Genomic DNA, 21,463 nt, shown 5'->3' with positions numbered 1-21,463 from the left:
CACCCCCTGCGCTGCGCTTCGGGGGTGACTGAGGGTCACCGGCCGCGCTGCGCGCGGTCGGTGACCGCCTTCCGCTGCGCTTCAGGCGGGGCCCGGTCCGCTTCGCTCCCCGGGCCTGGCCCGCTTCGCGGGCGGCTGGCTACGGGAGGGGGCGGTCTGGGTCTGCGGGTCTTGGGCTTCTAGGCCTGCGTTCTCGAGCGGGGCGTTCTGATTGTTGGAAGGGGGGTGGGGTTCCAGCTACATGAGACCCGCGGAGCCTTGCCTGCTTGGCGGCGGACTCTTCTGAGCCACCCCCCTTGGCCGCGTACTCCGCGAAGCGGTGTCAGGCCGGCCCAACATTCAGAGGCTAGCTCCAGGCACTGACAGGGTGACGGGGGCTGGGTGGCAGTCGAGTCTCCGGCGGCCCGCTTCGCCCCCGGTTGACGCCTTCGGGGGGTCCGCCGCGTGGGCCTGGCCGTGGGCTGGAGGGTGGGGCGACTCGTTCGTGTCGGGTTCCGCTGTAGTGACTGCATCGAGTAGATGCAGTGCATGTATCGTTGGTGGAAACACGGGACATCCGCAGACCGTCTCGGCAGCAATCAGTTTTCCTCTGAAAAGGAGCCGGTGGGCATGTGGAGTGCTGACGACGTGGCACGGGATTCGGTTCGGCGCCAGGGAGACGGTCTGACCAGGGCTGTGGTTGCGGAGCGGATCTCGGAGGCCGCGGTCAGGGAGCGGGAGACGAAGCGGGTCCTGCCCGGCGGGGACTTCTCCGCGTACGAGTCGGAGCCGGAGCGGCTGGCCGCGGTCTGGGCGGCGAAGCACCGCGAGTGGCGGCGCGTCAGCCTCCTGATGGACGCCTCCGGGTGGGACGCGTACGAGCCGGAGCGGGACGTCCAGGGCTCCGAGTGGGCGCGGGAGCGTGATGAACGGCGGCAGGCCGTCCTGGCCGCGCATGCCGCGCAGCTGGCGCGGCGCCGGGAGGAGCGGGACGAGCTGCGTACGGAGCTGTGGCTGTCCGCGGGCTCCGGCCGGCTGATCCGGGCGGTGGCCACCCGGGCTGGTATGCAGCCCGTCGAGGTGCTGGCGCAGCTCGCCGAGCGGGTCGTGGTCGGCGAGGACGGCACGGTGTCCGTACCGCCTTTCTCGCCCACCACGACCGTCTGAAAACCCACCCAAATTAGTCGTCGGAGGCCAGCGGAATGTCTGTGATTCAGCTCAGGGAACATCAGGTTGCGCAGAAGTCGGCGTTCCGTAAATGGGTTGGATTTCCTGCAAGATCTTTTGTGCCCGCTCAGGGGGCGCGGGGCACGATCGTGTCCGCGACCGGTTCGGGGAAGACGATCATGGCCGCCGCGTCGGCGCTGGAGTGCTTCCCCGGCGGCCGGATCCTCGTCACCGTGCCGACCCTGGACCTCCTCGTGCAGACCGCGCAGGCGTGGCGCCGGGTCGGGCACCGGGCGCCGATGGTCGCGGTGTGCTCGCTGGAGAACGATGTGGTCCTGGAGCAGCTCGGGGTGCGTACGACCACGAACCCGATCCAGCTCGCCCTGTGGGCCGGGGCGGGGCCGGTGGTCGTGTTCGCCACGTACGCCTCGCTGGTGGACCGGGAGGACGTCGAGGACCCGGCCGGCGCGGGGAAGGTACGGGGGCCGCTGGAGGCCGCGCTGGCGGGCGGGGACCGGCTGTACGGGCAGCGGCTCAACGGATTCGACCTCGCGGTGGTGGACGAGGCGCACTCCACCGCGGGGGACCTGGGGCGTCCATGGGCCGCGGTCCACGACAACATGCGGATTCCGGCCGCCTTCCGGCTCTACATGACCGCCACCCCCCGGATCCTCGCCGCGCCGCGGCCGCGGAAGGGCACGAGCGGGTCCGAGCTGGAGATCGCAAGCATGGCGGACGATCCCGACGGCACCTACGGGGCGTGGCTCCCGGGCGCGGAGCTGGGGCTGTCGGAGGCGGTGGAGCGGGGGATCCTCGCCGGGTTCGAGATCGACGTGCTGGAGATCCGCGACCCCGACCCCATCCTCGGGATCTCGGAGGAAGCCCTGCGGGGCCGGCGCCTGGCCCTGCTCCAGGCCGCGCTCCTGGAACACGCGGCCCGGCACAACCTCAAGACCGTCATGACGTTCCACCAGCGGGTCGAGGAAGCCGCCGCGTTCGCGGCCAAGCTCCCGGCAACCGCCGCTGAGCTGTACGCCGCGGCTGGCACGGACGGTGGGGTGGCCGAGGCCGCCATGGAGCAGGCGGCGTTGCTCCCCCGCTCCTCGATCGGCGCCGAGCCGTACGAGCTGGAGACCGGCCGGCATGTCCCCCCGGACCGGGTGTGGGCAGCGTGGCTGTGTGGGGACCACCTTGTCGCCGAGCGGCGCGAGACCCTGCGGCAGTTCGCCAACGGCATCGACGCCGAAGGCCGGCGGGTGCACCGGGCGTTCCTCGCGTCCGTACGCGTCCTCGGGGAGGGGGTCGACATCACCGGCGAACGAGGTGTGGAGGCCGTCTGTTTCGCGGACACCCGCGGCTCCCAGGTCGAGATCGTGCAGAACATCGGCCGCGCGCTCCGGCCCAACCCGGACGGCACGACCAAGGTCGCCCGGATCATCGTGCCGGTCTTCCTGGAGCAGGGGGAGAACCCAGGCGACATGGTCGCCTCGGCGTCGTACGCACCCCTGGTAGCCGTGCTCCAGGGCCTGCGCTCGCACGACGCCCGCCTCGTCGAGCAACTCGCCTCCCGAGCCCTGTCGCGGGGACGGCACGAACGGGCCGTCCACATCCAGCGCGACGAGAACGGCCGGATCACCAGCGCCGCGGCCGCGGCCGGCGACGGGACCGGGGGCGGCGCCGGGGAGGACGCCGGGGATCGGGGGCAGCGCGGTGCCGATGCCGCGGCCGAGTCGGCGCTGCTGCACTTCTCCAGCCCGCGCGACCCCGCGACGATCGCCGCGTTCCTCCGTACGCGCGTCTATCGGCCCGAGTCCCTGGTCTGGCTGGAGGGCTACCAGGCCCTGCTGCGGTGGCGGGTGGAGAACGGGGTCACCGGCGTCTACGCCGTGCCCTATGACGTCGAGGTTGAGGTGGGGGTCACGAAGGATTTTCCCCTTGGGCGGTGGGTGCACCAGCAGCGGAAAGCGCTGCGGGCCGGTGAGCTGGAGGAGCGGCGCAAGACGCTGCTGAACGCGCCGGAGGCCGGGATGGTGTGGGAGCCGGGTGAGGAGGCGTGGGAGGCCAAGCTGGCCGCGCTCCGCTCGTTCCGGCGGGCGACCGGGCACCTCGCGCCACGGCAGGACGCCGTGTGGGGCGAGGTCGAGGGCGAGGCGATGGTGCCCATCGGCCAGCACATGGCCAACCTCCGGAGGAAGGGCGGCCTGGGCAAGGACCCGGAACGGGCCGCCGTGCGCGCGGAGCAGCTGACGGCGATCGACCCGGACTGGAACTGCCCGTGGCCGCTGAACTGGCAACGCCACTACCGCGTGCTCGCCGACCTGGTCGACGCCGACGGCGTCCTGCCCCACATCGCGCCGGGCGTCGTCCACGACGGCGACGACATCGGTACGTGGAGGTGGCGGCAGCAGCACCCGGGCACCTGGGCGCAGCTGTCGGCCGGGCAGCGCGAGCGACTGACCGCGCTCGGCATCAACGCCCCTGAGGCCCCGTCTCCCACCCCGGTGGCCGCGCCCGCTGCGAAGGACACGTCCAAGGCGCAGCAGGCGTTCTGGCGGGGCCTGGCCGCCCTCACGCAGTACGTCGAGCGGGAAGGCGCGGACCGGCCGGTACCGCGCGGCGCGGTCGTGGAGATCGCGGTCGACGGCGAGGCGGAGCCGGTACCGGTGAAGTTGGGGGTGTGGGTCTCGAACACCAAGAGCCGGCGGGACAAGCTCACCGCGGAGCAGCTCGCCGCGCTCGCCGAACTGGGCGTCGGCTGGGCGCGGTAACGGGCGCAGGCCGCGCCGAGCGATGGCGGTGTAGGCCACCGGCCGTACGGCCCGCCCGACGGCGTGAAGCGTACGTCAGGCGTACGCAGCGGGTGCGGACTGCAGGCGGCCACGTTCAGCAGAACGGCTGCCGCAGCGTTCCCGGCCCGATCACCGCAGCCCGGTCCACGACTACCCGGCCCTTTTGCGTGGTTGGCGTCTTCGGCCGGTGCCGCTCCGCGTCCTCTTCTACGCTCATCCTTTACATGTGTCAGCAGCCGCCACCAAGGGCATCACCTTCAACTACAGGTCAGAGGGCCCATCTCGCATACCTGGCACTGACTCAGTGCCGACATCTCCTCAGTGGCACTGCAACGGCACTTCACACCTGTGCGGAGAGATCCTTCTCCTTCAGCAGCACGCCAACAGCGACCAAGAACCGCGGTCTGCCACTGCCTAACGGCGAGGACAGTGTCGCTATCGGACGTGCGCTTCGCTCAGGAACCCGGGGCACACCGACCGTCCCGGGCCGGGGCGCCTCCGTCAAGTTACCCTGGCCCACCGGTAGGACTCCGGGCGATGCCCGAATCGGGTCCATGACGGTGCGGGAGACATTCTCAGGGGCGTCCGACCCATGCCTGGTGGTCAGGCGCCACGTGCAGTCCTTCGCGCAGGCGGCCGCGCAGGACGCCGACGCGGGTTCGACCCTCCACGACCTGCAACCCGCTGCTGGGCGGGCCCAGGAGACGCCGGTCGATCAGGAGCGGCGGGCGCAGCCACGTCCCGTGCTCTTCCCAGTGCCGGCCGACCTCTCGGGGCCGGTTCTGGACCCAGTGCACCGGGTTCTCGGCGAACTCCTCGATACAGCCGGCGTCGGAGGCTCCAGTGGGCATCCTATGGAAGTCCGCAGACGGGATCGTCTCAAGCCGCCAGGTGATCTCACGCAGGTCGAGGCTGCCGTAGTCGGTCACGAAGTGGTCGTCGTCGCCGAAGTCATAGAGGAACTGTTCCAGGACGTCGTCCGGCCACTGAAGCGGGGCCACGGCCGGGTCGATACGAAAGCGGTCGTAGCCGTAGCTGAGACCGCCGGCTCGGCGGCGCTTCATCAGGGGGCTGAGGTCTTTCAGCTTCATGCCGTCAGGTGTACCGCAGATTCCCGACGGCGCTCCCCCTGCTCCAATTCAACCGGTGCTGAGGCGTGCGGCGTCGAGGCCACAGAACCGCCGGATCGGGTGCCTACGTGAGCCGACCTGGAGGCGTCTCGCCGATCCTCCAGAGTCGCGCTGCCGTCCTGCGCAGGGGTTCGGGTCAGCGTCCGAAGCCGTCGGCGACGTCGCCGACGGGTTGGCATCCCCCGAGACCCGCAACACCCCAGCCCAGCCACCACCCCGTACACCCCTCCGAGCCGCACGTGGATCAGGCCTTGCCGTTCCTATTCTTTGTCTCGGACCTGGCTCTGGAAGGCTTGAGCCTCAGCACACAGCTCACCTAGATAGTGCAGCAGAGCCTTCGGATCAGAATTCACCCGTGCGATACGGCCGACCGTACCCATAACTGTCGCGTCATCCAGGGACGACACCCATGGCGTGATCGTCTTTGGGTCGGCGTTCACCGGCGGCATGGAAAGGATCTCCGGAAGATCACGGCGCGCCATTGTGGCCTGGATGCTCAGAGCGCCCCTTTGTACTGCAGGCACGGCTCCTGCCGACAGGAGCGCGCGTCGGAGATCGCTGTGTCCGATCGTGATGTCGAGCTGAGGCGGGATCGGGATGTCCTGGCGGGACCCAGTGATGAGGATCGGGATGGCCGTGGTCCGGACCCAGTCTTCGAGGTATCCCAGTTCCTTCAGCGCGATGTTCCACACCCCGGTATGGGGACGCTGCAAGCAAACGGGCGGGACGATCGACAGCTCGATGCGAGCGTTGCGGGGACCGCTGGCCAGAACGTCTCCAGGTTGGAGAGGCAGGCCATGTCCGGGCTGGGGGTTGAGCTCCAGGGGGAGGGCGACGGTGAGATCGGGGTGTTCGCGGTCGGGATAGACAGCACCGAGGCGGATGGCTGCAACTGCTGGAGTGCGGTGCTTGGCCAGGTTGGTGTGCTCGGCAAGGAGCCGGAGTGGGTGGTCGTCGGCGTCGCGGCGCTGGAAAGGCTGTAGTCCTCGAATGCGTTCGGCGAGCACAGCGCCGGCGGCAAGTGGCGGCAGTTGGCGTCGGCGCCCGTGTGCGAGCCAGGCGTCGAAGCCGGCCTGGTCCGTGTAGGCCGGCATCTCGATGGTCCGCGCTTCCCGGTCAGTGAGAGGACGCTTCAGGAGGTACTCGACCTCTGCGTACAGGGTGTGCTCCAGAGCGGCACGGAGTTGGGTGAGGGCGTCCGCCACAAGGCGGGGCATCAACTCGGGTATCGGTGCAATGGCGGTCAACTCGACGTGGGCCCGATCGCCGTGCACAACCTCCGTAAGGGTCAGCGGACCTTGGTCGGTGTAGTCGTGAACGATCCGCGTAACGTCGGCGATCAGCTGGTCCACATGGGCAAGGGTGGGCACCACGTGCAGCTGGTGGTCCGGTAGCCAGCCGTAGTCGGCAAGAGTCCTCATGACCGCGAGCGTAGCCACGACGCGCCCACGCCGACCTATCGGTTTTCCTCACTCAGCGACGGCACGGCGCAGGAATCGGAGTCAGTCCCATATCAGGTGCTCGTCGGGGAAGTGCGGCCACGGCTGCCAGCCAGCCGGGCCTCGGCGGAGAAGCTGTTTGATGCCTTCTGCCCAGGTCGGCAGGTCGGTCAGCTCCAGAAGCAGCCGCTCGATCTCCCATCTCGTCATCGTGGTGCGGTGCCCGTAGCCCTCGATCTCCACGACGGCCTCGTCCGGACCCATCTCATGGCCTTCCGGCAGGACCCAGCGCGCGTCGAGCCCGGCCTTGCGTGCCTCCTCGACGAAGCCGTCGGAGGATGTCGTGACGGTGAAGACCAGGACATCGGCGATGAGGCCGGCGCACTCTGCTGGTTGGAGCGGATAGATGCCCCAGGGTGGCAGCAGTGTGTTGCGAGAAGCCTGGTCCCCGCTGCTGAAACAGACACGCTGCCCGGTCAGCCTGGTACGGCGGAGCAACGCCTCGTAGGCCGTTTTGAACTGCCGTGTTGCTTCGGGCATGTCCCACCTCTTGCCCGCGGCAGCAATGTCCATCGCGACCAGGCCTCGCTGCCCCGGCACTCGGATCGTCTTCAGTCCGTCCCGGTGAGCGAATGCGAAAGCGTCACGGAGGACGTCCAGGTGAGCCTTGTATGGAACGCCGGTGTCAAAGAGGTGAGCCTTCTCGTGCCCGGGCAGAGGCCCGTTCGTGTGGAGGGCATCGGCCGCCATACGGGTGCGGACGAGCTGCGCGCTCTCCCGCCGCCGCGGGTTCGTCTTGAGCTCGTACAGCAGGATCTCGCGCTCGCCGTCCTCACCTCGATGATCGAACACGGTCGCGTCGCCGATGCGCAGGCAGTCGGTGAGGTCGTGGAGCATCGCGAAACGGCGGTGCTCGCTCCACTGCTCTTGCGCGAACTGGATCTCATGGCGCGTTCCCTCCTTGTTGATGGTCATCGGGCCAGGCGACTCGTTGCGGCGCAGCGCGAGGATGTAGCGGCGGTCGTAGGCGAACGCGCGCCAGGCCATGGCGTCGCCGATCGACCGCAGCTGTCGGCCGACGCGCTCAAGGACATCTGACTCCAGGCGCCAGTCCTCGATGTCATGCTGATCGCCGATGGCGAGTTCGGGAGCGTCGGCCGGAAGCCGTTCGCCCTTCCTCAGCCTCTTGATCACCCGGGACCTCTGCGCCCGTGCCTCACTGGCCGCGAGAGTGGCGACCAGCAGTTGCTCCTGGAAGGCCACGAAGTCCTCAGGGACATGGCATTGGCGCAAATCGCGGATGAGACTGACCAGCCGATCACCGGTCTCCCGATGAAAGGGATGCTTGATCAGCGCGTCCAACCGGTCCAGCGGCAAATCGGTCAACATCACGGGCATGGTCCCCATCTTCCTGAGCACCTGACCGCGACTCCATCGAATTCGGAGATCCGGGCCCACGCACAGCTGCGCCCCCGACCCTGTCGGACGGGGGCGCAGCTGTGGGACAGCGGGCGGGGATCAGGCGCCGATGCCGACGGAGGAGACGTACGCGTAAGCGGCGTAGTCGGAGTCGAGGTCGGTGATGACGTCGTCCCAGAGCTCGTCCACCATCGCCTCGTCCCGAGCGGCCCAGGCGCTGACCAGGTCGGGCCAGATGTACCGAACGGTGATGGACCAGTCCCTCAGGGAGCGGCTGTACTTGGCGTCGACGTGGCTCTGGTCGACGGGGTAGATCTCCATGCGCGGCCACGGCCGTTGTTGTCGAGGTGGCGGGCCGGTGTCGAGGGGTCGCTGCTGTGCCCTGACCGGCCATTCCGAAGCCACCGGAGCGGCCGCCGCCATCGGTGTCGCCATCGGTGTCGCCATCGCGGGCGGCGGCATCAGCATCAGGGTCAGCATCCGTCGCTAGCAGTCTAGGAAGGGGTCGTGAGGTAGGTACCTGAGGACCCTTCCCTGTCGAGCCCCATTGTGGTCGGGTCAAAGGGCTGGCACTCCGCGCTGGCGAAACGGGCCATCCCGGACTGCCCCGGGCCGCCGTCTTTTGCGAAAACGCCCGCCAAGACGGTGAGCACGAGACCGTGGTGGAGTGACCCCTTACCTCGGCCTCCTGCGGATCGCTCCCCTGCAGGGTGAGACGACCTCGTCGCTGATCTGCCGCATCGCCAGCCGCTACGGGTTGGAGGCGAAGGGGCTGCGGTCGTACTGGCAGTGGCTTAACCAGCAGCCCAAGCACGAGGGCGGCGCCTGCCGGGCTGACGCCGAGGTAGTGCTGAACGCTGCCGGACGGCGACTTCTGGCGAGCCTGTGCGGCATCGGGGAGGACGTGGCGGCACGGGCGTTGCCGTCCTGGGGACAGCAAGACGCCAAGCTGCCTGCCGGAAGGGACGGAGCGCCGGCTGCGGTGTGGCGGATCGGCGGCGTGGTTGTTGGGCCGGTGGCGTTCGGCTGCAGGCTGTGTACGGCGCAGCGCACAGGGACGGCCGTGCGTGCGGTGCGATACGTCCCGCGGCGGGAACGGGTATGTGTGCGGCACGGGCGGTGGCTCCTGGACGCGGACGCCGACCAGCCCCGTGAGTACCTGGACGTGCGGCGTCTGCCGGAGGTGGTGGCGGCGCAGCGGCGGTGGGCGTCGGTGGGGCGGCGGGCGGTGCGGGCCGGTGCAGAGCCGGCGCGGGTGTTCGCGCTGGCGCAGGCGGTGGTCGCCCGGTGGTGGGAGCAGGCCTACGGCTGGGAGCGGGAGACGGTCTGGCCGCGGCGGCTGCATCTGGTCGCGGGCGGTGATGCTGGGGGTGATCTGGAGCGGTGGCGGATCGTGGGGCGGGACGCGGTCGTCTTCCCCGAGGTGGTGGCGGTCGCCGAGGCGCTGCTGGACCCGGGCATGGCCGAGCTGGTGTGGGGGGACAGTGGTGCGGGCCGGCCGCGGGCGCTGCCCGTCGACGGGTTGTTCTGCCGCCGGCTCGGTGAGCGGGTCGGGCGGCCGTGGCTGGGGCCGTTGGCGGCGGTGGACCACGGCGGGCCGCTGATCGCGTGGATGGGCGGCGTCATCCGCCGGCGCCGCGGAGCCGGAGGGCCGCCCGGATACGACAACGACCCGTGGTGGCTGCGGCAGGAACACCAGGCCGCCACCATGGCCGGCCAGCTGCGGGTCCTGGGCAAAGAGAAGAAGGCACCCGGCTCGGGGACGATGTGGCGGGCGGTGGTACCTGCCGAGCAGCGGATGCTGATCACCAGCACGCTCGACAGCGTCCAGGAGCAGCTCCTGCAGCTGCGCGGGGTGCAGAGCGGGCCGACCGCGGAGGTCGCCCGGCAGCTGCTGCGCGGTCTGGGGCACAGTGCCGGTCTGATCGAGGCGGCCTGGAAGCGGACCGCGGTGGCGGCGGTGAACGGCGGAGTCCCGTTGGAGGAGGTGGCCCGGTGGGCGGACATGCCCGCCGAGGTCCTCAGGAGCATGCTGACGTCGGGCAAACAAGAAGACGGCGGCTGAGAACGACGGGACGGGGCGTCGACTGTTAGCTGATAGGGCACTCGTTTGTGGCAGAAATCCTGAAAACAGCGGCATCTGCTGGCGGGAGCGGCTTGGCTGACGCAGGTGATCAGCACAGGAGCGACCCGGCCCGGGGGCCGGGCAGGGCGAGCGGCCGTGGATCAAGGGAGCGGGTTCGAGGCGGTGTTCCTCGATCCGGTGGGACAGTCGGTCCAGCAGCGGTGGGCTGATGCCGCCACGACCGTGGCGTTCGAGGAGTTGCCGCCGGTGTCGGCGTTCCCGGTGATCCCGGGACGGCGCTGGGGGCCGGGCCTGTGGTGGTCGGCGACCACCGGGCGGCACGTAGCTGCCGGGTCGAATGCGATGCGTACCCAGCTGATGGTCCTGGACCGCGACCCTGACGTGACCGGACTCGCGGGGCGGCCGGTACAGCTGCTGTGGCGCGATGGGCGGGGGCGGGTGCGTTCCTGGGTGCCGCAGCTGTTCGCCCGGTACCGCGACGGCACGGGTCTGCTGGCCGACTGCCCCAGCCACCCGGAAGCCGGCGGTGACCGTGCTTTGAGGGCTGCCGATGCGATGGGCGCGGCGTGTGAGGAGATCGGCTGGGCCTACCGGCGCCTTGTGCCGCTCGACGAGGTGCCGGCCGCCAATCTGAAGTGGCTGGCCGGCTACCGCCATCCCCGCAACGCCGGCCGCCCGGGTTTGATCCCCTCGGTTCTGGAAGCGTTCGCGCGGCCGCGGCCGCTGCTGGAGGGAGCCGAAGCTGTCGGTGACCCGATCGAGGTGCTTGCCGTCGTCTTCCACGCTCTGTGGCACGGACAGCTCACGACGGACCTGGAGGCGCCACTGCACGAGTGCGTTCCCGTCGGCCCCAGAGGCTGGGACGGTCTGGGCGAGACGGGAGGCGCCGAGTGAGCGCGCGGCGCAATGCGCGGCCGGCTGTGAAGGTCGGGGTGCATGTCCGGTTCCGCGGCGTGAAATGGCAGGTGGTGGCCCTGTCCGGGCAGACCGTTCACCTCGTCGGCCCGGACGGCGGCGGTGAGGCCGTGCTCGCCGGGTACCTGTTCGCCGATCCTGGCTTCATCGTCATCGGGGCCGACGTGCCGCAGGCGGCCCCGCAGTGGGGGCTGTTCGAGACCGCACCCGCTGCGGCGCGGAACAAGGCCCTGGTCTGGCAGGGTCACGTCAGGGAAGTCGAATGCGGCCTTGCCGACGGGCCCGGCAGCGGTGGAGTGGTGAGGCCGCAGTACGACCCCGCACAGCACACGCTGGCCAAACGGGAGCAGGCCAAGGCCGAGGAGCTGACCGCACTCGGCTTCGGGCAGGTATCGCGCACCACGGTGCAACGCATGCGCCTGGCCTACCGCAAACAGGGCCTGTGGGGGCTGCTCGACCACCGCACCATCCGCGCCTCCAGCCCCACCGGCCGGGCCGACGAGCGAGTCGTCGCCGCCGTCCGCGAAGCACTGCGCCGCCGCCGCGGCCGCTCGAAGGGCACTATCAACGGCCTCTTCCCGCTCATCAACCAGATTCTGGAGGACCGGCATGGTCCCGGCACGGTGCCCGCGCCGTCGCAGGCCACGCTGTACCGGCTCGTCACCTCCCTCGCCCGGCCTGGTGAACTGCCCAGTGGTCCGGTGCGGCAGGTGCCCGCGAGCGTCGACGGGCGGGCCTTCACGCCCGCCACCGCGCTGCGGCCGGGCGAGCAGGTCCAGGTCGACACCACACGCCTGGATGTTCTGGCCCTCTTCGATGACGGGCGCCTGGCCCGGCCCGAGCTGACTATCGCCGTCGACGTCGCCACCCGCTCCATCCTGGCCGCCGTGCTGTGCCCGAGCGCAACCAAGGCCGTCGACGCAGCGCTGCTGCTGGCGGAGATGGCCGTCCCCCACCCGGTCAGGCCGACGTGGCCGGACATCCTGCGCATGGACCACGCCCGCACGCTCCCCCACCAGCGGCTGGCCACGCTGGATGAGCGCCTGGCCGGGGCTGCGGCCCGGCCGGTCGTGCTGCCCGAGACGATCGTCGTCGACCGGGGCAAGGTCTTCGTCTCCGCCGCGTTCACCGCCGCCTGCGAGACCCTCGGCATCAGCGTCCAGCCCGCCCCGCCCCGCGCCCCCACCGCGAAGGGCATCGTCGAGCGGACCTTCGGCTCCATCAACGCCCTGTTCTGCCAGCACCTGCCTGGCTACACCGGCTCCGACGTCACCCGCCGCGGCCCCGACACCGAGAAAGACGCCTGCTACAGCGTCCCCCAGCTCCAGGACCTCCTCGATGAGTGGCTGGTGCACTACCATCACCGGCCCCACGAAGGGCTGCGCCACCCGATGATGCCCAAGAAGGCCCTCGCGCCGAACCAGATGTGGGCCGCGCTCGTCGCCGTCGCCGGACACGTGCCCATCCCATTGACCGGGCGCGACTACCTCGAACTGCTCCCCGTGCGCTGGCAGACCATCACCCCCGCCGGCATCACCATCCACCACCGCACCTACGACGCGGACCTCCTCGCCCCGCACCGCGGCCAGGCCTCCCCCGTCGCCGGCCGCGGCGGGAAATGGGAGATCCACTACAACCCCCACGACGTGCGCCAGATCTGGGTGCGGCTTCCCGACGGTGGACTCACCGAGATTCCGTGGATCCACCGCGACCACGTCCACCGGCCCTTCGACGAACGCACCTGGCAGCACATCCGCACCCAGGCCGTTGACGGCAACCACGGTGACGCCGAGCAGTACGAAGCCAGCCTCGCCGAAGCCCTCGACCAGCTCATGCGCCGCGTCCACAGCGGCCACGCCACCAAAACGGAGCAGGCCCTCATGGCCCGCACCGCTCACATCCCGCTTCCCCCAGCCCGCAATGGGAACCACGACACCGAAGCACCCGCCGACAGCCCGGCGCAGGAAGGCAACGAAGGCAACGAAGGCAACGAAGGCAACGAAGGCAACGACGACAGCATCGACGACCTCGACGACCTGCCCGACGACGACGCCAGTCCCGCCCCGGCCACCGGATTCGGGCTCTACAACGCGCATGAGGAAGCCGCCACATGGTGAACCCCAGCCAGCCAAGCGCGGGCAGCGCACAAGGCGGCACCGACGACAGCGGCGCGGCCGAGCCGTCCTGGCCCCTGACCACCTGGCAGGGCTGGCACCGCTTCGCCACCACCGACCCGCCCGCCCCTCCCCGCCCCGGCGACCCGCCTCGCAGCGCAGAGGAACGCCTGGCCTACCACTCCGCGTTCGTCACAGTCCGCACCCCCGCCATCCACGCCCTGGCCACCCAGGTCCGCACCCTGATGATCCTCGGCCGCCACCAGCAGACCACCGCCCGGCCCTCACTGATCGTCACAGGACCCGCCGCAGCGGGGAAAACGACCGCGCTCCTCAACGTCGGCCGCACCTGCCACCTCGCCCACATCCGCAAGAACCCCGCACCGCCCGGATCAGCGCACACTGTGTTACCCGTCGCGTATGTCCTGGTCCCGCCCGGCGCGACCGCGAAAACCCTCGTCACCGAGTTCGCCCGCTACCTCGGCATCCCCATAACCGCCCGCATGACCCAGACCCAGATCACCGACGCTGTCTGCCACACCTACACCCAAGCCGGTGTACAGCTGGTGATGATCGACGAGATCCACCGGCTCAACCCCCGCACCACCACCGGCGCCCAAACCGCCGATCTGATCAAAGACCTCAGCGAACGCCTGCCCGCCACGTTCGTCTATGCCGGCATCAACGTCACCGACACACCCCTGTTCACCGGCGTCAGAGGAGCCCAACTCGCCGGACGCGCCACCCTCGTCGACTGCGGTCCCCTCCCCGCCCGCCACGGCACCCGCCACCCATTCTGCGACGTCATCACCGACCTCGAAGACGCCCTCGACCTCACCCACCACACACCCGGCACCCTCCCCCGCCACGCCCCCTACCTCCACCAGCGCACCGCAGGCCGCATCGGATCCCTCACCAGACTCATCCGCCAAGCAGCCATCACCGCCATCCACGACGGCACCGAACGCATCACCAAACGATCACTCGAAGCCATCCGCCTCGACCACCTCGCCGAAACCCACCACCGCCCCCGCCGAGGCCGATAGGCCCACCCGCCAAACAGGCAACACAGCCCTGACCAGCACAAACACCAACCGGGCCTTTACACGCTAGAACTATCTACAACAAACCCAGCCCCGCTCAGCACAGAACACATAACCCCAACCCACACACCCCGGCCACCCCCGTCAAACCACCAACCCCGCCTCTCAACGAACCCACAACACCCCAGGCCAACAACGACCCGGCACACCAACAAACCCCTCTCCGAGCGTTAAGCTCCACGCGGGCCGTGTGCTGGTACTGGTGCCCTCGCTGGACCTGCTCGCCCAGACCGAGACCGCGTGGCGCGAGGGGGGCCGCCGGGGGCCGATGATCGGGGTGTCCTCGCTGCGGGGTGAGGAGGTGTCCTTCCCCAACACCACGGACGTGGACGAGCTGGTGGAGTGGACGCGGGGCCTGGAGAAGGTCACCGTCTACGCCACGTACGCCAGCCTCGGGCTGGGCACGCTGGAGCGCGCGCACGCCGGGGGTCTCGCGGCCTGGGACCTGATCGTCGTGGACGAGGCCCACCGCGTTTCGGGCCGGATCGGGAAGCCGTGGGCGGTCGTCCACGACAACACCCGCATCCCCTCGCTGCGCCGCCTCTACATGACGGCCACGCCCCGGCTGTGGCAGCTCGGTGACGAGGACGAGGCCGGCGCACCGGGCGAGCTGGTCGCGAGCATGGACGACGACCCCGAGGGCCCCTTCGGCAGCCGCTGCTTCACCCTGACCCTCTCGGAGGCCATCGACCGGGGTATCTGTGCCCCCTACCAGGTCGTATGCGTGGACGTCACCGACACCGCGCTCCAGGCCGCGCAGCTCCTGGGCGCGGAGGGCCGCTCCGCAGAGGTCCGCGGGGCCCGGCTCGCCGCGCTGCAGACCGCCCTGGTGAAGGCGTCCTCGGAGGAGAACTTCCGGCGCACGCTCGTCTTCCACCACGTCGTCAAGGAGGCCGAAGCCTTCGCGGCCGGCCTTCCCGACGTCGCAGCCCAGCTGCACGCCGCCGACCCGGAGCTGTACCCGGCCACGGTCTGGGCGGACTGGCTGTGCGGCGACCACAAGCCGGGCCACCGCCGCCGGGTGCTGGGCGAGTTCGCCACCGGAGTCGCCACGGACGGCACCGTGGTGGAGAAGGGCGTCCTGTGCTCGGTGAAGGTCCTGGGCGAAGGCATCGACACCAAGAACTGCGACTCCGTGTACTGGGCTGACGTACGCGGCTCGATGCCGGATCTGGTCCAGGCCGTCGGCCGGGCTCTGCGGATGCAGCCGGGCGAGGGGAAGATGGCCTCGCTCGTGGTGCCGGTGCTGCTCGGGCCCGGGGAGACGGCGGACAACATGCTCACGTCCCGGGCGTTCGGCGGGCTGGCCAAGCTGCTGGAGGCGCTGCGGGCGCACGACGCCAGGGTCGTGGAGACCCTGGCGGAGCAGCAGGCCCCGAGCCGCTACAAGCCCGTCAGCAAGGACGACAGCGCCAAGAGCACGGGCGGGAGCGGCGAGGGCTCCGGGGGCGTCAGTGCCCCCGCCAAGGCCCTGCTGAAGTTCTCCACGCCCCGCGACCCGGCCGCCCTTGCCGCGTTCATCAACCTGCGCGTCCTCAACCCGGAACACGAGCACTGGCGGCGCGGCGTGGAAGCGGCCGTGATCTACGCCCGCGAGCACGGCGACCTGAAGGTGCCGTTCACGTTCCGCGTGCCCGCCGTCGACGACCAGGAGGCGGAAGCCGCCGGGTGGCCGGCCTCGCTCGCCGGGTTCCCGCTGGGGCAGTGGACCGCCGACGCCCGCCGGTTCTACGCCCGCGGCGAGATGGACGAGGACCGCATCGCCCAGCTGGAGAAGCTCGGCATGATCTGGTCCCACTTCGACGTCGCCTGGGAGGAGGGCCTGGCCGCCGCGCGCGGGTGGGCTGCTGAGAACGGCCACCTCCTGGCGCCGCTGGACGCCACCTTCCAGGGCGCGGCGGTGGGCATCTGGCTGAAGAACGCGCGGGCCGCCGCACGGAAGGCCGCCGAGATCAAGCAGCGGCGTGCCGAGGGGCTGCCGGTGGAGTCGTCGGCGGGAGCGCTGACGGACAAGCGGCGCGAGCAGTTGGAGGACATCGACGCCTCCTGGTGCCCGAGCTGGCCGGTGACGTGGCAGCGCTCCTTCCATCTCGTCCGGCAGCACCTGGACACGGGCGAGGCCCTGCCCACCGAGGCGGGTGAGGTCGTGCGCCAGGGCGAGGACCTCGGGCGGTGGGTGACGTCGGTGCGGCTCGGCTGGGACCAGCTCACCGGGGTGCAGCAGTGGATGTGCGAGCAGGTCTTGGGGATCGAGCCCGCCACCGAGGACGAGAAGCCGAAGCCGCGCCCCACGCAGGCCGACAAGTGGACCGCCAACCTCGGCGCCGCCCAGCAGTTCTTCGAGCGCGAGGGGCACCTGACCGTACCCCGCAAGCACGTCGAGACCGTGCCCTCCGAAGACGGCCAGGAGCTCCAGTTCCGCCTGGGGGCATGGGTCAACAACCAGCGCAGCAGAGCCGCCGCGCTGACACCGGAACGGGTGGAGCAGCTATCCGCAGTCGGGATGCGCTGGGCATAGCTGGATTGGAGAGGGCTCCCAGGTCCAGCATCAGTTTTACTGAGCTGGGGCTGGCGTGGTCATGTCGTACGGAGAAGTTCTGTTTCCGGGGACGCGGACGACGACAGCCCACCGGTCTCGTTGTTCTGGAACTGGTGACGGGATGTGGTCTGCCCACATGTCGTCGCGGATGTTGGGGATCCAGCTTGGTTTGGGTGTCAGGTCGAGGACGACCAGCATGCCCAAGGTAATGCCGCCAGCCTGGTAGGCGACTGTCTGGCCGAGGTAGCGCCTTAGTCCCTCGCGGGTGGTTCTCCCCTTTGTGCGCTTGCATTCGATGACGGTGGTGAAGCCGGGGAAGCGGACTTCGATGTCAGCTCGGCCTCCACTGCGGTCTGTGACTTCGATGTCGACGTCCTCCAGGTTGCCGTCCAGGTAGTCGTGGAGGTCTTCCTGGACTGTCTCCTCCAGGGGAAGTTTTTCGCCGGGCGCGGGGGCGAAGAGGTATGCGAAGCGCGGTGTGTGGTGGGCGCGGGCGCGATTGGTCCTGCTGTGCAGGAAGCGGATGGCCTGGACGATCAGGTGGGTGAAGTGCTGCCGGACGGTGGGGTGCTGGAAGTCGTCGCAGCCCTGCAGGACGGCGGTGACGTCGTTGTAGATGTGCTGCTGTGCAATCGGCAGCTTGCTGACCAGGGCCGATTCCCAGTCTGTGTAGCTGGCCTGGAGGGTGGTGAGCATGTGCGTGGGCAGGCTGGCGAGGAGCTGGCTACCAAGTTCGGCGGCCAGCTCTGGGTAGGAGGTCGCCGCTGCGGCTTTTCCCGGGTCTCCTGGTTGCGCCTGGGGGGCGCCGGCTTGTAGACGGTCGTCGATGGCTTGGAGAAGTTGGTGGGCGGCGTGAGCGTCCCAGTCATCGGGGGCATCGGCGACCAGACCCCGTAGATGCAGCAGAAGGCCTTGGCGGCTGGCGAAGGCATTCTCGATGCGCGGGGCAACCAGGACTTGAAGGCCCGGCGCGGCTTCGGGTGGCTGGAGACGGACGCTGCGGTGCGCGGTGTAGGCGGTGAGAACGTGCTGGATGGTCTGGTTAGGCCAGGCGGTCAGGGGCTGGTCCAGGTGGGCATCGGCGTGTTCGAGGCTGCAGCTGAGGGTGTACCAGGCGGCTTCGGTGTCGTAGCGGCCAGCGCGCCAGTGAGTGCGGGTGCCGGTCAACCACACGGCGTGTTCAGTGAGAGAGCGGCGCAGCTGGTCGGTGGCGGCGGCGAGGGTTGTGGTATTGCCGGTGTCGAATGCGAGAACGGCGTCGAGAGCGGCGAGGAAGGCGGTGGCGTCAGGACGGTCCTCGTCGGCGTCGATGGCTTGCTGCAGAAGTCCGCGCGCGGTGTCGAAGGCGTGCAGCAGGGTGGCGCGGTCGGGAGCATTGGCTGCGTCGGCGAGATGGCACATGGCAAGCTCGTAGGCGGCGTCGCCTTGGACGGTGCTGCAGGAAAAGCGCTGCAGGGCGGTAAGGAGGTCGCTGTCTCGCCAGTGTTCGTAGGCGGTGCCCAGGGCACGGACGACGCGGCGGGCGTACGCGCCGGGAGCCGCGGTGGCGTCTGGGTCGACGAGGCGGTCCAAGAGTCCGTAACGCTTGGTAGTTCCCGGAAGAGCGAGGCGCAGGGCGGCTTCGAGGAAGATGCCAGCGAGTTCGGCTTCTAGGGGGGTGCTGTGGCGGCGGGTGCGTTCGAGAGCGAGAGTGTTGAGCTGGGAGCTCGCGCGTTGGAGGTAGCCGGGGTGCTCAACGAGCTGGTCGAGGAGGTCGTCGGCGGCCGCGGGGCTGGTGGTCGTGGTTAGGGCCTGCGTGACGAACGTGGCTGCCTGATCGGGATGGTGCAGGGAGTCCCATTCGACCAGAAGAGTCTCAACAGCGCGGAACCACAGTGGTGAGGCGGCCAGGGTGTGGGCCTGCTGCCAGAAGGTGTCCTCGCCACCGAGGTCGGTGAGAGTGGGCGGATCGCCGTCCTGGGCAAGGAGTATCTCGAGTGGGGTCACGGAGGGTGGCCTTTCTCGATGGACGGGCGGTGATGGACGGTCGGTTAGCTTAACGAGCCGGTTACCACACCGGGGCGCCCGGTCCCGCGACGCGCAGGCGGTCGGCGGGAATAGCCGCGGTGGCCAGGTCACGTTTGGCCGTGGCCGTGATGACTTGCAGACCGGCTGTCTCCTCGCAGATGTCCTTGAGCTGGCTGAGGACTTCCGCCACGTCGACGTCGATGGTCTCCTGTGCGCCAGCAGAGTCGAGCAAGAGCAGGCCGGGATGACGGCCCACGCCGGTCTCTTTGCCGACGCGCAGCAGCGCGAGCAGGGTGGCGATGCGCAGGCGCACCTGTTCGCCAGGTGTGACGGCCGTGAAGGTGGTCTTGCTGCCGCCCTTAGTGACCTCGAGTTTCCCGTTGCCCAGCAGCTTGATGGCCTGAAGTTCCTTCATGCCGAGCCGAATGCCTAGGCGGCAGATCTCCTCACTCACGGCACCCAACAGTGCGGTCGAGGCGTCCTTGGCACGCTTGTCGGCTTCCTTCGCGCCCGCCTCCAGTACCTGTTCCTCTGCCGACATCCCGTCCGGCCGGCGGGCATGCTGCTCCGCCGCCTGCCGCTCGGCGAGTTTTCCTTCGAGACGGGCGACTTCTAGGTGGGCACGCAGTGCGGACTCGCGAGGCATGGCTGCTTGGGCTGCTGTCAGATCGGCGCGGGCTTGCGCGAGGGTCGCCTCGATGGCGGCCGCGGTCTTGGAAGCCTGCTGGGCCACGATTTTGGCCTGGGAATGGGCTTCCTTGAGGATGTCGACAGTGGCGGCCAGCTCATCGGCTGCGGACGGGTCGGCAGGTGCTTCCGCCGGGGCGGACCCGCAGATGCGGCAGTGCGTCTCGTCCAGACCGGCGTGGGGTAGCTGGTCCAGGGTGGTGGAGCAGCGCGGGCAGCAGGTTGGTTTCAGTGCGCCGAAGAACCGTTGGGCGACCGCGGTCTCCCGTAGGTCTCGCAGACGGGCTTGGTCCAGGACGAGGGTTTCGTGGATCTCTTCCTCGGCCTGGCGGGTCTGGTGCATCTGCTGTACGGCATCGGTGTGCTGGGCGATCAGTTCGGCCAAGCGGGCGCCAGCCTGCTCAACCGCTGCGGCGGCGTCCTCCAGGCTCGGCGCCGCCGCGACCTGAGCAGCTCGCTGGCGGGCCTGGGCAAGCTGCTCTTCCAGATCTTGCAAGGTCGATCCACGGGCGGTGAGGTCCTGCTGGGCACGCCGGCGCTGGCCTCGCAGAGACTGCTGCACGAGGTCGAGCGCTGCTTTGGCGTCACGGCGGGTCGTCGTCCACGGCAGGCCGACGAACATCTGCAGCAGGCTCACCATCGTGCCGCCGCCTGCCGTTTCTCCCAACAGCGCGTCGCTCTCGCGGTTGCGGCACAGCAGCGCGTGGCTGAAGGCCGGCCAGGACGTCACCACGACCTGGCCGTCGCGGCTATCGGAGTCGGCGCCGGAGCGGGCGGGGGTGTCCTTGCGCCAGCCGCGCAAGAACTCCAACCCCAGCCGGTCCATCATGAAGGCACCCATTATCGACGCGAATTCCGTCTCATCGGCGAAGGTCGTGACGTGTTGCTGGACGCCGACGGCCAGGGTTCCGGTGAGCTGGTCGCCAGTGTTGTCGACGCGCACCGTGAACGCCTCGCCGTCGACTTGGGCATCCAGGCGGACGTGATGGATCCATTTCCTCACGTCGGTTTGGAGAGCGCCGGTGCCTCGCAGGCACCACCAGATGATCTCCAGGATGCTGCTCTTGCCGCGCAGGTTGTCCGCCGTCACGCCCCACAAGCCCGATTCCAGGTCCCAGGAGAAGTTGACTGTGCCGGTGGACTTGCCGCTCTTCTCCCCGGTGAACGCCAGGCGTTTGATCAGTAGCTGATGCGGGCGGGGCAGAACACCACTCTCCCGCACTCCGTGCCGCGCCAGGATCTCTCCCGCCTGCTCGCTGTCGACGCCAGCCCGGCGGGCTACCGTCTCGACGAAGTCGCTCATCCGCCCGCTCCCACCCTGTGGTTCGTGACCTGCGCGAGCCGCTCACGCACCCGGTCGGTGATACCGCTGATGCTCGCCTTCCACACCGTGCGCTCGTACTCGGCCTGCGCGTACTGCAAAGCTTTCAGCTGGCTGCCGCTGCTTTGCCCCGCCACCGCCAGCACCACCACGGCCCGCGCGTCGTACCAGGCCAGATCCGCGGCAGCGGTCCGCAGCTCGGCCGCCATCTCCCGGCCCGGCGGCAGCAGGTAGTAGTCCCACCGGTCCACTTTCGCCGGCGGCTCGCCCACCGGCACGATGTCGATCAAACCGTGCGCGTACAAAAGGCCCAAGGCATCGTCCAGTGCCTCCCACGCGCCGAACCGCCAGCGCACCATCGGATAGCGAGAGATCTCCGGCTCGTCACCCTGCAGTAGGGCGTCGGCTCGCTCCAGCGCCCACGCGGTGTCGTCGACTTTCCCTGCCTCGACCTGGTTGAGTAGCTCATCGGCCAGGTAGTCGGGATTCCGCAGCCAGAAATCCAACGCCTGCAGCCGCTTCTGCCCCCGGAGCACCGCGACCGCTCCGTGCGGCTCGTCATTTACCTGGTCGCTGCCGCACGGTGCACCGCAGCGATCCAGCAGGAACAGCAGCCGCACCGCATCCTGCGCGCGCGACGCCCGACGCACCCCGGTATCCGCCACCCGATCTTCCCCTCCCCAGCCCCCAGCTGGATGCAAGATCCCACAAGTAGCACACAACGACAGCTCTGTGTAACCAGTCGAACACCACGACTGCGGCGCGCGC

14 protein-coding genes are annotated in these 21,463 nt (G+C 69.6%); 7 read left to right on the top strand and 7 right to left on the bottom strand.

Annotated elements, in window-relative coordinates:
* The first annotated feature begins 675 nt into the window (after nt 1–675).
* Entirely contained in the window at nt 676–1,146 is a 471-nt protein-coding gene (locus ACZ6S8_RS34460; protein WP_469461689.1) for a hypothetical protein, read from the top strand.
* Nucleotides 1,147–1,181: 35 nt separating this feature from the next.
* Nucleotides 1,182–3,914, top strand: a complete 2,733-nt coding sequence (locus tag ACZ6S8_RS34455) for a helicase associated domain-containing protein (RefSeq protein WP_469461688.1) — start codon at nt 1,182–1,184, stop codon at nt 3,912–3,914.
* A 596-nt stretch (nt 3,915–4,510) separates the two neighbouring features.
* Here the strand turns inward: ACZ6S8_RS34455 and ACZ6S8_RS34450 are convergent.
* The 4 genes from ACZ6S8_RS34450 to ACZ6S8_RS34435 all read right to left on the bottom strand — a co-directional run bounded on the left by ACZ6S8_RS34450 (nt 4,511) and on the right by ACZ6S8_RS34435 (nt 8,244).
* Nucleotides 4,511–5,026 (bottom strand): hypothetical protein, encoded by a 516-nt coding sequence (locus tag ACZ6S8_RS34450; RefSeq protein ID WP_469461686.1) that lies wholly within the window; start codon nt 5,024–5,026, stop codon nt 4,511–4,513.
* 299 nt (nt 5,027–5,325) lie between these two features.
* Nucleotides 5,326–6,486 (bottom strand): hypothetical protein, encoded by a 1,161-nt coding sequence (locus ACZ6S8_RS34445; RefSeq protein ID WP_469461684.1) that lies wholly within the window; start codon nt 6,484–6,486, stop codon nt 5,326–5,328.
* Between the two features lie 81 nt (nt 6,487–6,567).
* Nucleotides 6,568–7,902 carry a hypothetical protein gene (locus tag ACZ6S8_RS34440; RefSeq protein ID WP_469461682.1) on the bottom strand — a complete coding sequence of 445 codons (1,335 nt, stop codon included), beginning with the start codon at nt 7,900–7,902 and terminating at the stop codon, nt 6,568–6,570.
* 120 nt (nt 7,903–8,022) lie between these two features.
* Complete coding sequence (locus ACZ6S8_RS34435) at nt 8,023–8,244, bottom strand: hypothetical protein (protein WP_469461681.1); 222 nt, start codon at nt 8,242–8,244, stop codon at nt 8,023–8,025.
* Between the two features lie 346 nt (nt 8,245–8,590).
* On the opposite strand from ACZ6S8_RS34435, the gene ACZ6S8_RS34430 reads away from it, so the two are divergent.
* From ACZ6S8_RS34430 to ACZ6S8_RS34410, 5 genes are all read left to right on the top strand, one after another.
* Nucleotides 8,591–9,988: a TniQ family protein gene (locus ACZ6S8_RS34430; protein ID WP_469461679.1), complete on the top strand. Its 1,398-nt coding sequence runs from the start codon at nt 8,591–8,593 to the stop codon at nt 9,986–9,988.
* A 156-nt stretch (nt 9,989–10,144) separates the two neighbouring features.
* On the top strand, nt 10,145–10,903 hold the full coding sequence (locus ACZ6S8_RS34425) for a TnsA-like heteromeric transposase endonuclease subunit (RefSeq protein WP_469461677.1): 759 nt from the start codon (nt 10,145–10,147) through the stop codon (nt 10,901–10,903).
* A complete protein-coding gene (locus tag ACZ6S8_RS34420; RefSeq protein WP_469461676.1) occupies nt 10,900–13,041 on the top strand; it encodes a transposase in 2,142 nt (713 codons plus the stop codon). The genes ACZ6S8_RS34425 and ACZ6S8_RS34420 overlap by 4 nt, the downstream gene beginning before the upstream one ends.
* 74 nt (nt 13,042–13,115) lie before the next feature.
* Nucleotides 13,116–14,084 (top strand): TniB family NTP-binding protein, encoded by a 969-nt coding sequence (locus tag ACZ6S8_RS34415; protein ID WP_469461695.1) that lies wholly within the window; start codon nt 13,116–13,118, stop codon nt 14,082–14,084.
* Nucleotides 14,085–14,331: 247 nt separating this feature from the next.
* Nucleotides 14,332–16,659 (top strand): helicase associated domain-containing protein, encoded by a 2,328-nt coding sequence (locus tag ACZ6S8_RS34410; protein WP_469461674.1) that lies wholly within the window; start codon nt 14,332–14,334, stop codon nt 16,657–16,659.
* 36 nt (nt 16,660–16,695) lie between these two features.
* On the opposite strand, the gene ACZ6S8_RS34405 is transcribed toward ACZ6S8_RS34410, so the two are convergent.
* From ACZ6S8_RS34405 to ACZ6S8_RS34395, 3 genes are all read right to left on the bottom strand, one after another.
* Nucleotides 16,696–18,666, bottom strand: coding sequence for a hypothetical protein (locus ACZ6S8_RS34405; RefSeq protein WP_469461673.1), 1,971 nt, complete (start codon nt 18,664–18,666; stop codon nt 16,696–16,698).
* Between the two features lie 61 nt (nt 18,667–18,727).
* On the bottom strand, nt 18,728–20,677 hold the full coding sequence (locus tag ACZ6S8_RS34400; protein ID WP_469461671.1) for a hypothetical protein: 1,950 nt from the start codon (nt 20,675–20,677) through the stop codon (nt 18,728–18,730).
* The gene (locus tag ACZ6S8_RS34395; protein ID WP_469461669.1) at nt 20,674–21,360 is read right to left on the bottom strand and encodes a hypothetical protein; all 687 of its coding nucleotides are present in this window, start codon (nt 21,358–21,360) and stop codon (nt 20,674–20,676) included. The genes ACZ6S8_RS34400 and ACZ6S8_RS34395 overlap by 4 nt, the downstream gene beginning before the upstream one ends.
* Between the last annotated feature and the right edge of the window lie 103 nt (nt 21,361–21,463).

It is taken from the genome of Streptomyces sp. NPDC048461 (genome assembly GCF_055587105.1).
The sequence above is the reverse complement of the archived record's forward strand: the minus strand, read 5'-3'. Positions and strand labels throughout refer to the sequence as shown.

Bases quoted from the DNA above. Each gene is read 5' to 3' on its own strand.
- ACZ6S8_RS34400 (WP_469461671.1), bottom strand. From the start codon at position 20,677: ATGAGCGACTTCGTCGAGACGGTAGCCCGCCGGGCTGGCGTCGACAGC.
- ACZ6S8_RS34435 (WP_469461681.1), bottom strand. From the start codon at position 8,244: ATGGAGATCTACCCCGTCGACCAGAGCCACGTCGACGCCAAGTACAGC.
- ACZ6S8_RS34445 (WP_469461684.1), bottom strand. From the start codon at position 6,486: ATGAGGACTCTTGCCGACTACGGCTGGCTACCGGACCACCAGCTGCAC.
- ACZ6S8_RS34440 (WP_469461682.1), bottom strand. From the start codon at position 7,902: ATGCCCGTGATGTTGACCGATTTGCCGCTGGACCGGTTGGACGCGCTG.
- ACZ6S8_RS34450 (WP_469461686.1), bottom strand. From the start codon at position 5,026: ATGAAGCTGAAAGACCTCAGCCCCCTGATGAAGCGCCGCCGAGCCGGC.
- ACZ6S8_RS34455 (WP_469461688.1), top strand. From the start codon at position 1,182: ATGTCTGTGATTCAGCTCAGGGAACATCAGGTTGCGCAGAAGTCGGCG.